At 72.7% G+C, this 12,942-nt stretch carries 9 protein-coding genes; 3 read left to right on the top strand and 6 right to left on the bottom strand.

Going from position 1 to position 12,942, the window contains the following annotated elements; all coding sequences use genetic code 11:
* The 3 genes from OEIGOIKO_RS37070 to OEIGOIKO_RS37060 all read right to left on the bottom strand — a co-directional run bounded on the left by OEIGOIKO_RS37070 (position 1) and on the right by OEIGOIKO_RS37060 (position 5,829).
* Entirely contained in the window at positions 1 to 1,473 is a 1,473-nt protein-coding gene (locus OEIGOIKO_RS37070) for an aldehyde dehydrogenase family protein (protein WP_125057704.1), read from the bottom strand.
* Positions 1,474 to 1,643: 170 nt separating this feature from the next.
* Positions 1,644 to 3,041 (bottom strand): ArgE/DapE family deacylase, encoded by a 1,398-nt coding sequence (locus tag OEIGOIKO_RS37065; RefSeq protein WP_246177797.1) that lies wholly within the window; start codon positions 3,039 to 3,041, stop codon positions 1,644 to 1,646.
* A gap of 253 nt (positions 3,042 to 3,294) precedes the next feature.
* Positions 3,295 to 5,829, bottom strand: coding sequence for an ArnT family glycosyltransferase (locus OEIGOIKO_RS37060; protein ID WP_125057703.1), 2,535 nt, complete (start codon positions 5,827 to 5,829; stop codon positions 3,295 to 3,297).
* A 1,307-nt stretch (positions 5,830 to 7,136) separates the two neighbouring features.
* Between OEIGOIKO_RS37060 and OEIGOIKO_RS37055 the strand changes: the two genes are divergently transcribed.
* Complete coding sequence (locus tag OEIGOIKO_RS37055) at positions 7,137 to 7,625, top strand: glutathione peroxidase (RefSeq protein WP_125057702.1); 489 nt, start codon at positions 7,137 to 7,139, stop codon at positions 7,623 to 7,625.
* Positions 7,626 to 7,632: 7 nt separating this feature from the next.
* On the opposite strand, the gene OEIGOIKO_RS37050 is transcribed toward OEIGOIKO_RS37055, so the two are convergent.
* Together OEIGOIKO_RS37050 and OEIGOIKO_RS37045 are read right to left on the bottom strand one after the other, a co-directional pair.
* Positions 7,633 to 8,094 (bottom strand): STAS domain-containing protein, encoded by a 462-nt coding sequence (locus OEIGOIKO_RS37050; protein ID WP_125057701.1) that lies wholly within the window; start codon positions 8,092 to 8,094, stop codon positions 7,633 to 7,635.
* A 586-nt stretch (positions 8,095 to 8,680) separates the two neighbouring features.
* Entirely contained in the window at positions 8,681 to 10,105 is a 1,425-nt protein-coding gene (locus OEIGOIKO_RS37045) for an SLC13 family permease (protein ID WP_125057700.1), read from the bottom strand.
* Between the two features lie 170 nt (positions 10,106 to 10,275).
* Here OEIGOIKO_RS37045 and OEIGOIKO_RS37040 point away from each other — a divergent pair, with 170 nt between their 5' ends.
* Together OEIGOIKO_RS37040 and OEIGOIKO_RS37035 are read left to right on the top strand one after the other, a co-directional pair.
* The gene (locus OEIGOIKO_RS37040; protein WP_125057699.1) at positions 10,276 to 10,824 is read left to right on the top strand and encodes a GNAT family N-acetyltransferase; all 549 of its coding nucleotides are present in this window, start codon (positions 10,276 to 10,278) and stop codon (positions 10,822 to 10,824) included.
* 178 nt (positions 10,825 to 11,002) lie between these two features.
* Positions 11,003 to 12,358, top strand: a complete 1,356-nt coding sequence (locus OEIGOIKO_RS37035) for an NAD(P)/FAD-dependent oxidoreductase (protein WP_125057698.1) — start codon at positions 11,003 to 11,005, stop codon at positions 12,356 to 12,358.
* A gap of 108 nt (positions 12,359 to 12,466) precedes the next feature.
* Here the strand turns inward: OEIGOIKO_RS37035 and OEIGOIKO_RS37030 are convergent, their stop codons facing one another.
* On the bottom strand, positions 12,467 to 12,925 hold the full coding sequence (locus tag OEIGOIKO_RS37030; RefSeq protein WP_246177795.1) for an ArsR/SmtB family transcription factor: 459 nt from the start codon (positions 12,923 to 12,925) through the stop codon (positions 12,467 to 12,469).
* Between the last annotated feature and the right edge of the window lie 17 nt (positions 12,926 to 12,942).

The raw sequence follows: 12,942 nt of genomic DNA, 5'->3' as shown, positions 1-12,942 counted from the left end.
TCACGGGCGGATCACCGCCATCCGCGTCACCGTCAGCTCCTCGATCGCGAACCGCGGGCCCTCGCGGCCCAGCCCCGAGTCCTTGACGCCGCCGTACGGAGCCACGTCGCTGCGGTAGCCCGGCATTTCGTTGATCACCACGCCGCCGACGTCGAGCACGTCCAGCGCCCGGAAGGCGGCGTCCAGGCCGCGGGTGAAGACCGCCGCGTGCAGCCCGTACCGCCCGGCGTTCACCAGGTCGTACGCCGCTTCCAGGTCCGGAACCGTACGCAGTGCGACGACCGGCCCGAAGATCTCCTCGTCCCAGGCGGGCTGGCCGTCCGGCACCTCCGCCAACAGGGTCGGTGCCACGCACCGGCCGACGCGGGTGCCGCCGGCCACCAGCCGCGCCCCGGCGGCGCGGGCCCGGTCGATCCAGGTCAGCACGCGTTCGGTGGCGGCCTCGTCGATGAGGGCGGCGACCCGGGTGCGCTCCTCGCGCGGGTCGCCGACGACGACGCCGGGCAGCCGTTCGGCGATCCGCCGCTCCAGCTCGCCGGCGATCTCCGCCACGGCGATCACGCGTTGCACCGCGATGCACGCCTGGCCGGAGGCGTAGTAGCCGCCGCGGGCCACCGCGTCCGCGGCGGCGTCCAGGTCGGCGTCGGCGGCGACCACGAGCGCCGCGTTGGAGCCGAGTTCGAGCACCACCTTGCGGGGCGCGGCGTCCCGGGCGATGCGGTGGCCGACGGCGGCGGAGCCGGTGAAGGAGACCGCGGCGACCTCCGGGTGCGTGGTCAGGGCGCGGCCGACCTCGGAGTCGCCGGTGACCAGTTGGACGGCGCCGGCGGGCGCGCCGGCCGCGGTGAGGCGTTCCCGTACGAGGTGGACCAGCCACAGGGTGGCGAGCGGGGTGGCCGGGGCCGGTTTGACGATCACCGGGCAGCCGGCCGCGAGCGCCGGGGCGATCTTGTGGGAGGCCAGCATCATCGGGTAGTTGAAGCCCGCGATGCCGACCACGACACCGACCGGGCGCCGGGTCCAGAACCCGAACATGCCGTCCCCCGAGGGGAGCAGGTCCAGGGGCACCGTCTCCCCGTGGATGTGCACCACCTCGTCGGCCGCGGCCTGCCAGGTGGCCACGGCCCGCCGGACTTCGGTACGGCAGTCGATGCGCGGCTTGCCGGTCTCCCGGACGAGCAGCTCCTCCATCGGACCGGCGACGTCCACCAGGTCCGCTGCCACCCCGCCCAGCACCTGACGCCGTACGCGTGAGGCCAGCTTCGCGACCCGGGGGCGGACGGCCGCGGCGTGTTCGACGGCGCGGCGGGCGAGGTCAGGGTCCCCCACCGGCGCCCTGGCGAACTCCTCGCCGTCGTACGGGAAGGTCACCGGGCCGGTACGCGGGGCGGGCACCCAGCCGTCGCCTACGGGGAGGCGGTCAGGGGGTACGGGCGGGGTGGGAGGGTCGTCCTCGGGCGGGGTGGGAGGCACGCCTCCGGACGGGGCGGGAGGCACGCCTACGGACGAGGCGGGAGGTACGCCTCCGGGTGGGGCGGGAGGTACGCCTACGGATGGGGCGTCGTCGCGGCCGCCGGGCGGGACGTCGTCACGGCCGCCGGGCGGGACGTCGTCACGGCCGCCGGGCGGGCTGACCGGAGGCGTCATGCCGCGTCGCCGCCTTCCGGGCGGAGAGCCGCGGAATCGGGCGGCCCGGGGCGGGTCTCGTGCCCGTCGAGAAAGTGCCGGGCCGCGACCGCGTACACCCGCGCGTACTCGGCGATCTCCCGCACCTCCACGTACTCGTCCTTCTGGTGGGCGATCCACTTGCCGCCCGGCCCGTAGACGACGGTCGGCAGGCCCGCGTCGCGGGTGAGGATCGTCCCGTCGGTCGTGCCGGGGACCGCGCCGAACGACGGCTCGACGCCGTGCACCTGCCGGTGGCCGGCCACCAAGGCCCGGACGAGCGGGTGGCCGGCGGCGATCTCCACGGCCGGGCGGTCGTCGACGACGGTCAGCTCGACCGTGACCCCCACGTCGGCCGCGGCGGCCACGGCGGTCTGCCGCAGCCGCTCGACGACCTCGGCGTGGTCGGTGCCGGGAACCGTCCGTACGTCGATGCCGAGCACGCCGTGGCCGGGGATGACATTGAGCTGGTCGGGATCGCCGGCGCACAGCACTGTCGGGGTGACGGTCACCGTCCCGGCGTGCGGGTGGGTCCCGTACCGTCCGACCGCCCATTTCACGGCCTCCGCGAGCGCGGCGACGATGCGCGCGCCCGCGACGAGGGGATTACGGCCCTCCTGCGGCATCGCGCCGTGCGCCATCACCCCGCGCAGGCCCAGCCGGAGGCGGATGCCGCCGCGGGCCGAGGTGCACACCTCGTACCCCTCCGGCTCGCAGACGACGACACCGTCCACCTCGGCGGCCGGCGGCGAGGCGGCGAACGCCTTGGCGCCGAGCATCAGCCCCTCCTCGTCGCACAGCACACCGACGACGATCCGGCCGGGGAACGGCCCGGCCTGCTGGAGCGCCCGCACGCCGTAGATCATGGCCGCCACCCCGGACTTCATGTCCGCGGCGCCGCGCCCCCACAACCGTCCGTCGCGGATCTCCGCGCCGTAGGGGTCGACGCTCCACGCGGCGGCGTCGCCCTCCGTCACGACGTCCGTGTGCCCCTCGAACATCAGCGTGCGGCCCGGGCCGCCGCCGCCCTCGACGACCGCGACGACGTTGGGCCGCCCGGGGGCGACCTCGACGACGTCGTACGGCCAGCCGAACTCGGTGAAGAGCCGGCGGACGAGGTCGGCGGCAGGCTCCTCGACGGCGGTGGCGCCCGCGGCGTTGACGGTCCGCAGCCGGACCAGATCCTGCGTGAGGGCCACGGCGGCCGCTTCGTCGATCGGCGGCACCGCGTACGGCGGCGCGGCATACGACGGCGCGGCGTCCGGCGAGGGGGTGTCCGACGGGGCGGCGTCCGACGACAGGGCGTTTGACGGCTCGCCCGCCGCCGGTACGCCGGTGCCCGAGCCGGGCGGCACGACACTCGGGCTGCTGTGCACGGCACCCTCCAACTCCCCTGACGTAAAGTCAGGAGACCGGTCGGACTGCGGACCAGACGATTCCCCGTACTGTGCTGGCCCGCTCGCTCACGGGTCAAGAGGGGCACGACGGGCCAAGAGGGTCATAGCCGGCGAGGGGCGGAAGAGGGGCCGTGGCGGGGCTCCGCCGCTCCCTCGCCGGGAGCCGTGACGGGCACGGGCGTCGTCAGGCGGGTACGGCGTCAGACGCGTACAACCTCAGACGCGTACGGCCTCAGACGTCCGTGCTCGCGGCGGAACAGCGGTAGAGGCTCTGGCTGGCACCGGCACCGGCACCGGCGCCCGCTCCAGCTTGGGCCCCGGATCCGGCTTTGCCCCCGGCCCCGGCTTGCTGCCCGCCCCCACTCCCACTCCCACTCCCGCTTCCGCTTCCGCTTCCGCTTCCGGCGCGCGACTCGCCGCCGTACGCCGACGGGTCGACCTTCTCGCATGCCGACCGCACCCAACGGCTGATCCGCGCCGTCTCCGAATTCCCCACGCCGTCCCCCGCGCCGACGAGCGCGAAGCGCAGTTTCCCGGCCGCCACCAGGCGCTGGTACTCGCTGAGGGTGACCGGTTCGGTCCCCGCCGCGAAGCCGCCGAGCGGCAGGACCACGGAGCCGCCGAGGCGGATGTACGGCTCCGCGGTGAACAGCCCGGCGGAGAAGGCGTAGTCGGCGGAGCCACGGCGGCGCTCGACGTAATCGAGGATCTTGCGCTGGGTGTCCGTCAGCCGGGTGGGCGTGCCGAGCGTGGAGTCCTGCGGGCCCGCGGACGCCGAGTGCGCGGAACCGGTGTAGCGCGGGTCCAGCACGGACAGCGACCAGGTGGCGGGCGCCGCCGTCATCGTGACGCAGCCGGCGATCAGTCCTGCGATGGCGATGCGCCGCGCGCGGGCGCGCTGGCGGGCGCGGGCGTACTGCTGCGCGCGGGCATGCGCCGGAGCGCGGGACGCGTCCGATCCGCTCCGAGCGCCCAACCCACTCCGAACGTCCGGACCACTCCGAACGTCCGGACCACTCCGAGGATCCGATTCACTCCGGGCGTCCGGTCCGTCGTCGGCGCGCCGGGCGCGGAGGGCGCCGTGGGCGAGCAGGCCGAGGGCGGCGAGCGCCGTCACGATGATGACGGGGATCAGCCACGGCACCCAGCCGGAGTGGCCGGAGACGAGGTACACCGCCCAGGCCGCCTGCGCCGCGATGACGGCCGGAAGCAGCCACGTACGCAAGACCGCCCAGGCACCGCTTCCGGCACGGCGCCCCTTAACCTGAAGCTCAGCCGCCTCCCGCCCCTCAACCTGACCGGGCGCCCATTGCACACCCTCGGCCCTCCGGTGAACGCGCCAGAGCGTGACAACCCCAGCGGCGGACAGCGCGGCGAGGCCGGGAGCGAGGGCGGCCATGTACGTGGCGTGCGGGACGTTGATGGCGCTCATGACCGCCACCGCTGTCAGCAGCCATCCGCCCCACAGCAGGTAGCCGCCGCGCACCGGATCCGTACGGGGCTGTTTGCGGCGGGTGACGAAGCCGAGGACGAGGGCGGACAGCGCCAGCGGGAACAGCCAGCCGATCTGCTGCGCCAGGGGTGCGCGGAAGAGCTTGAGCCAGCCGCTGACAGGGGCGCCCACCGCCACGTGCGATCCACCGCCTTGGGCCTGTTGCCCTCCCTTCGCCAGGCCGGTGCCGGGCGCGGCTTTCGCGCCCGAACCGGCCTGCCCGGGAACATGCCGCCCGGAACCGGTCTTGGCGGAGGTCCCAGCAGAAGCCCCGGCCCCACCGCTGACCCCGGCCCCACTGCCCGCTCCGGCCCCACTGCCCGCTCCGGCCCCACTGCCCGCTCCGGCCCCACTGCCCGCTCCGGACGTGCCCTTGGCCGTCCCCGGAGTGGTGCTGTTGGCGGCATCGATGTTCCAGCCGGACTTCAGCCGGTCGAAGCCGTTGTAGCCGAACACCATCGACAGGGCGCTGTTGTCGCGCGACCCGTCCACGTACGGCCGTGCGTCCTTCGGTACGACGGTCATCAGCAGGACCCAGGAGAACGAGACGGCGAACAGCACCGCGCCCGCGGTCAGCAGATGGCCGAGCCGTTTGCGCAGTGCGGCCGGTGACACGACGAAGTACGCGACGGCGAGCGCCGGCACGATGATCCACGCCTGCATCATCGCCGCCTGGAAGGCCACTCCCACCCAGACGGCCGCCAGCAGCAGGGGGCGCAGCCGCCCGGTGCCCATCGCCTTCGCGCACTGGTCGGCGGCGAGCACCAGGCACATGGTCAGCGGCGCCTCCAGCAGCGCGTGCCCGAACATCGACGCCGCCACCGGCGTGAGGGTCAGCACTCCGGCGGCGAGCAGGCCGGCCGCCGGGCCGCGCCAGCGCCGTACCGTGCGGTGGATCACCAGGACGCAGACGACGCCCTCGACGCACTGCGGAAGCGTCAGGGCCCAGTTGCTGAACCCGAAGATCCGCGCGGACAGCGCCTGCGGCCACAGGAAGCCGCCGATCTTGTCCAGGGTGACGGTGGACGCCGGGTCGAAGGCCGTGAAGAGGAACGCCTTCCAGCTCTCCGACATGCTGCGGACGGCGGCGGCGTAATACCCCGCGTAGTCGCTGCTGGTGATGTTCCAGGCGTACAGCACCGCGGCGAGCGCGGCGATGCCCAAGAGGGCGGGCCGGTCCCAGCGCGGCCGGCCCACCGGGGTGTGCCAGAACTGCCAGCGGCCGTGCGGTCGTTCGGTGAGTACGGGCCGGTCCACGAAGGTGGTGGCGGACATGGTGGTCTCTCCCGGAAGCGGAGGGGGTCGGGGCACCGCAGGGCGACGGTGGTGTCTCCGGCGCGAGCACGACCGTGCGGGGCGCCGCCGCGGACGGCGCCTGCGGAGGTCGGCGGCCTCGCGCCGAGGCCGGTTTTCGGGGGAAGTGCATTACCGGCGGCGACGGCACCGGAAAAGCGGGATGCCCCGCCACAGGAAAAGGGCACGGCCGTACGGGGGTTCCGATGCCGCCTCGAACACGCCATCTCACCGTGCCACGTGAACATGAGAGAAACATGAGCCACGGAAGCGGAATGCCGAATCCTGCTGCGTCCAGCACCTTTCCGGTCAATCCCCCGGAGCGGATCCTCCGGTTGCCACCTCCCGTAATTCCGACCCCGCAGGAACGCTTCCCCTGGCCTCCCAGGCCCCCGACACCACCCACCCGACCAGCACTTCCGCACCCCCCTCCGCCCCCTACCCGCCGCCACACCCCCACTCGATCAACCCTCAGCCAGCCACTTTCCGCCCACCTCCCCGCACCCCCCTCCATAAACGACGGCACAAAGCATGGCCGATACCATCCCCTCACAGAAAGGGGATAGTCCGCACACAGCAATTACACAGCCGAGTTATTACCGACAACCCGACACTCCGTCAGGACCACCCACCGCGAAGCCCACAGCCCGCTCCCCGACTTGCCCGAGACGCGCCCGGAGCCCGCGGGAACGTATCTTCTGCCCATCACCGACGCGAGGGCTTCTCGGCCCGCCCCCGTGGCGAACCACAACCCAGGCCACCACCTCCCTGTTGACTCTGCACATGAACGGCACACAGAGCCCTCCACACCCGCACCCACAACCACACCACCTCCACCAACCAACCAACCTCCTCCAGACAACCCACCACTCAGACCAGCCGCACCACCCACACCAGCCGTTCCAACCCCACCACCCCCCGGACGGCAACACCCCGATCTTCGACCAGCTCCTGAGGGAATGGCACACCGGCGCGCTCCGACCGCGACCGTCCTGGTCGCTGGATAGCAAGCAGAGGTGAACAGCAGTGCGCTTGCGAATGCGGCACTGTCAGTGGCTCGCGATAGGCTGTAGGGACACCTGAAAGCACAGTTCCGAGGGCGCAAGAGGCCCAGAATGCGTTCATGGCCGAGCATGGCCACGACCCCGTTCCGGAAGTGGCCTGAGTCGAGGGCTCGGCCGGTCGTCGCGCACCCTTCAGCCGGCCGGTGGGGAAGAACGCGCGGGCGGGCGATGTTGTCCCCGAGGAAGTCCGTCCGCAACAGCGGTCTCGTAGCGAGGAGCCTGAACGTGAGCCTGTACGACATCCCCCTGCGCACCCTGAACGGTGCGCCCGCCTCGCTGGCCGACTACCGGGGCCGCGCCCTGCTGGTGGTCAACGTGGCGTCCAAGTGCGGTCTGACGCCGCAGTACTCGGGGCTGGAGCGGCTCCAGCAGCAGTACGGCGACCGTGGCTTCAGCGTCCTCGGCTTCCCCAGCAACCAGTTCGCGGGCCAGGAGCCGGGCAGCGCCGAGGAGATCGCCACGTTCTGCTCGACCACCTACGGGGTCAGCTTCCCGCTGTTCGAGAAGACGGACGTCAACGGTCCGGACCGGCACCCGCTGTACGCGGAACTCACCCGCACCGAGGACGGCGCGGGCGAGGCCGGTGACGTGCAGTGGAACTTCGAGAAGTTCCTCATCGACACGGAAGGGGCGGTCGTGGGGCGGTTCCGGCCCCGGACCGAGCCCGAGGCGGCGGAGTTGACAGCGGCCATCGAGGCACAGCTGCCGGCCTGACGTCCGATCAGGCGACGGCGGTGTCCGAGGGGGCGTCCGGGGCGGCCGGGCGTCCTCCGCTCTCGGTGGGTGTGCAGGAGCAGCCGTCGTCCGGCCGGGGCTCGCCTGTGAGTCCGGGTATGGCGTCGGGGTCCGGGTCGAGGCAGAGGTCGAAGGCGGGCAGCAGGCCGGTCAGACGCAGCAGCCGCAGCACGCTCGGACTGTCGGCCACTCCGGCCAGGCGCAGGCGGCCCGCCTTGGCCTCGACCCGGCGCCGGGTGCGGCACAGCATGGACATGCCGCAGCAGTCGATGAAGGTCACCTCCCGCACGTCCAGGACGAGATCGGGGTGGCGCACTCCGGTGATCTCGTCGAGACGCGCGGTCAACGCGGTCGCCGCCAGGATGTCCACTTCTCCACTCAGAACCACCACCGTGGTCGCGCCCGCCACGTGTTCCCTGCTCGCGTAGCTCCGCCCCTGCTCCACCATTTCTGTCCCCACCTCCGTGCCTGTGCGTGTGATGCCGCCGCACGCTGGCGGTGGGGACGTACGGAAGTTTGGGGACTCGCCCGTTGCGGCCCGGGCGGAGATGACCACCGTCGGCGTTCGGCATCCGCGCGGTGCCAGCCTCCGGCGGGGTCCGGGTCGTCGGCTGCGCCCTACGTGTCTACGGCTTACCCGCTGGCCCCACCGTCAGTCCGGACGGCACATACGTAATGAAGTTGTCTCAAACTCATGCCATGGGCCTGGTCGGTGGACGTTCGCCCGCCGGAGGGCGCGAGTGTGACGGCCGTCACGGTGGGCGGTGTCGGTCCGATGGGGCGGTTGCCGGGCGGGGTGAGGCGGGGAGGAGCGGCGGCTGGGGCAGGGAAGGTGCGATATGCCCGTCTCCCGGTGCCGTGCTTCGGCTGAAGGACCGAGCTGTTTCCGGTCAGCGCTTATCCCTTGCCCACACTTGCCTTACGTGGCGTCTGCGCGCCCTTCTCGCCAATCGGTCACAAGTTCACTCAGTTCACTCACTCGGGCGAAGGGTATGCATTTTTGTCGTCCATGAGTCCTCGGGGGTGGCGGCCCGTCAGGTACCGATGAGCTGCAAGGCTCCCCACAGGGCCAGTGTCGACAGGACCAGGCCCCCGGGGACGGTCAGCAGCCCGAGCCGGGTGAAGGTGCCCAGGTCCGGTGCGTCGCCCCGGTCCTGGAGGATGCGCCGCCACAGGAGCGTGGCCAGCGAGCCCACGTACGTCAGGTTCGGGCCGAGGTTCACGCCGATCAGCACCGCGAGGACGGGGCCGGCGCCGCCGTGTGCCGCGACCGGCAGCAGCGTCAGCACGGCCGGCAGGTTGTTGATGACGTTGGCGAGGAGAGCGGCGAACACGGCCACACCGAGGAGTGCGGGCAGCGAAGCGCCCTCGGGCAGCAGCCGGTCGACGGCGCCGCCGAGACCGTTGGCGACGACCGCCTCCACCACGACGCCCAAGGCCAGCACGAAGAGGCAGAAGAAGGGGTTGGCCGCCTTCACGATGCCGGCTGCGGTGCCGGTCAGGGAGCCGGTCGCGGCGCCGGCCGCAGTGCCGGTGGTGGCGTCAGCCGCAGTGCCGGTGCCGGTGTCGGTCGCAGTGCCGGCTGCGGTGCCGGTCACAGCCGCATCCCGGCGTGCCATCGCGCGTATCCCGAGGACGAGCACACCGCCCAGTGCCGCCCAGACGGGGGCGACCCCGGCGAAGGAGGTCACGACGAACCCGGCGAGCGTCAGCGAGAGGACCACGATCGCGAAGACCGGGAGCGGCGGCGGAGCGTCCCGCCGCTCGCGCTCCTCCCCAGCACGCCCCGCACGGGACTCCTCCGCACGGACCTCCCCGGCGTCCGCGCGCCGTTCGTCTTCCGCCAGTTCCCGGCCGAAGAACCGCCGGAACACCACGTACTCGAAGGCCACCGCGACGACCCACGGAAGCGCCATCAAGGCGGCGAACCGCGTGAAGGACAGCCCGGCCGCGCCGAGGGCCAGCAGGTTGGTGAGGTTGGAGACGGGCAGCAGCAGCGAGGCGGAGTTCGAGAGGTGGGCGCAGGCGTAGAGGTGCGGCCGGGCGCGTGCGCCGGCGTGCGCGGCGGTGGCCACGATCACCGGCGTCAGCAGTACCACCGTCGCGTCCAGGCTGAGCACCGCCGTGACCGCGGCGGCCAGCACGAAGACTCCGGCCAGCAGGAGCCGTGGCCGTCCCGCGCAGCGCCGCGCCAGCGCCGCGCCCGCCGCCTCGAACAGCCCTTCCTGGGCGCACAAATACGCCAGGACCAGCACGGCGGCCAGAAAGCCGACGACCGGCAGCAGCTTGTGCACCTGCTCCCACGCGGCGTCCGGCGACACCGCGCCGACCAGTACGAGCAGGCCCGCCGCCGGTACGGCCGCCACCGCCTCGGGGGCGCCGCCCGGCCTCCGTACGGCGAAGACCAGGACGCAGACCAGCAGCAGAAGGGAGAGGATCTCGGCGACGGTGGTGCTCACCCCCGCAAACTACAGGGGCGGATCCGCGGAGAGATATTGCGCCGATTAGGGTTGATTTGCGGCCGCGCTCTGTCTCAGCCGTTCGCCGCCGTTCCGCCGCTCCATCGTTTCTCCGCCCCACCGTCCCGCCGTCCCGCCGTCCAACCGCTCCACCGAAAGGAGCGCCGGTCATGCCGACACCTGACGCGCACGACTCCGAGATCACCCTGCACCCGCTGCGGCCCGAGCACCTTCCCGCCGTCCTGGAGCTGGGCGAACGGGTCTACGACACCGACGCCATGCCGTACACCGGATGGTCGCTGACCGCCGTCGCCACGCACCTCGACGCCTCCGTGCCCGCCTGCCGGGTCGCCATGGCCGGGGACCGGCTCGCCGGGTTCGTGCTCGGCTCGATGACCTTCGAGCAGCGGGAGGACTGGGGCTATCTGGAGTGGATCGCGGTGGACCCGGACTTCCAGGGGCGCGGTGTGGCCGGGCGGCTGGTGCAGGACTGCTGCGCCGCGCTGACGGAGGCCGGCGCCTCGTCCGTGGTGACCGACGTCGAGGTGAACAACACGGCGTCGGCGACGCTGATGCGCCGCAACGGCTTCACCGAAGGCGTCACCGTCACCCTCTTCGTCCGGCCCGGCAGCGGCGAGGCGGCGCACCGCGGCGGCATCTCGCTGCCGCACTTCGCCCGCACCGGGCGCCCCCGGCCCACCCATCGCGACGGCCGCTGAGCCCGCGGAACCGGACCGTGACGCATACGGCGCCGACCCGTGACGCACGTGGCAGCCGGGACGCCTGTTTCTCACCCGGTCGCAGGAGGTACCCGGTGGGCGCGGTGGCGAGGGCCGCCGCCCCGTGCCAGCGTGGCCGGGAGCCGACACAGCTGCCGAACAGAGGCGAGGACGCGTCATGGAACGACCCAGAGTCCTGATCGTGGGCGGCGGCTTCGCCGGGGTGGAGTGTGCCCGGGGCCTGGAGCACGGGCTGTCCGCCGAGACGGCCGAGATCGTCCTGGTCACGCCCAACAACTACGAGCTGTACCTGCCGCTGCTGCCGCACGTCGCCGCCGGAGTGGTCACCCCGCAGTCGATCGCGCCCTCCTTGCGGCGGATCCTGCGCCGGACGCGCCTGGTGCCCGGCGGGGTGATCGGCATCGACACCGCGGCGAAGGTCTGCGTCGTACGGCTGATCACGGGTGAGACGACCGACATCCGGTACGACCGGCTGGTGCTGACGCCCGGCAGCATCACCCGTACGTTCGACATCCCTGGCCTGACGACGTACGCGCGGGGCATGAAGACGCTGGCCGAAGCGGCGTACATCCGGGATCACGTGATCGCGCAGCTCGACATCGCCGCGGCCTCGACCGATCCGGAAGAGCGCGCGGCGCGGCTCCAGTTCGTCGTCGTCGGCGGCGGCTACGCGGGGACGGAGACGGTCGCCTACCTCCAGCGGCTCACCAACGCGGCCGCCCGGCGCTACCCGCGGCTGGATCCGACCCAGATCAAGTGGCACCTCATCGACATCGCGCCGAAGCTGATGCCCGAGCTGGGCGACCGGCTGGGCCGGAAGGCGCTGGAGCTGATGCGGCAGCGCGGTACGGAAGTGTCGCTCGGCGTCTCGGTCGCCGAAGTGACCGAGGACTGCGTGCAGTTCACGGACGGGCGGGTACTGCCGTGCCGGACGCTGATCTGGACGGCGGGCGTGGCGGCCAGCCCGCTCATCGGCACTCTCGGGGCGGAGACCGTACGGGGCCGGCTCGTCGTCGACGCCGATCTGACCGTGCCGGGCACGCCGGACGTCCTGGCCTGCGGTGACGCCGCGGCCGTACCGGACCTGACGAAGGGCGCCGGCGCGGTCTGCCCGCCCACCGCGCAGCACGCCCAGCGGCAGGGCAAGCACGCCGCGCGCAACATCATCGCCGGGCTGCGCGGGGCGCCGCGGACGCCGTACCGGCACAAGGACCTCGGGCTGGTCGTGGACCTCGGCGGCATCGACGCGGTGTCCAAACCGCTGGGGTACGAGCTGACGGGGCTGCCCGCCCAGGTGGCGGCGCGCGGCTACCACCTGCTGGCGCTGCGCACCGGTGTCGCCAGGTTCCGTACCGTGGCGAACTGGCTGATCAACGCCACCGCCGGGGACGATTTCGTCCGTACCGGCTTCCAGGCCGAGAAGCCCGCGACGCTGCGCGACTTCGAACGGACCGATGTCTACCTCTCGGCGGAGGACGTACGGGAGCGGCTGGCGGCGCACAGGGCCGGGTGAGCGCGGGAGCGCGCGGGAGGGAGTGCGCGGGAGGGAGTGCGCGCCGGGATGCACTCGGGCGCGCACGCCGGGCCGCGGACGGAGTCGGCGGCTCAGGCAGCGGCCGAGTCAGCGGCTGACGCGCTTCCTCGCGGCTCCGGTTCTGGCCTCGGCCTCAGCTTCGGCTTCGGTCTCAACCTCGGCCTCGGAGCTGTCGGTGTCCTCGGCTGCTGCCGTGTCGGGCAGGTCCCGCGCGCCGAGCCGCAGGTGCTCGATGTGGTACACGGCCTCGTCGAGGAGCTGGGCGACGTGTGTGTCGTACAGGCTGTAGACGATCCGGCGGCCCTGCCGCGACCCGGTGACCAGGCCGAGCGCCCGGAGCAGCCGTAGCTGGTGGGAGACCGCCGACTGCTCCATGCCGACCGCCTCGGCCAGCTCGCCCACCGGGCAGGGGCCCTGGCGGAGGCGGGTGAGGATCATCAGCCGCGAGGGGGTGGCCAGCGCCTGGAGCGTGGCGGCGATGGTCGCGGCCGCATCAGCGTCCAGGTGTGCTGCCGGTGTGGTCCTGCCGTCGACTCCGTGTCCCATATGCCTCATCGTATATT

The sequence above is a fragment of the Streptomyces paromomycinus genome (genome assembly GCF_003865155.1).
In the GTDB taxonomy this organism is placed as follows: domain Bacteria; phylum Actinomycetota; class Actinomycetes; order Streptomycetales; family Streptomycetaceae; genus Streptomyces; species Streptomyces chrestomyceticus.
The sequence above is the reverse complement of the archived record's forward strand: the minus strand, read 5'-3'. Positions and strand labels throughout refer to the sequence as shown.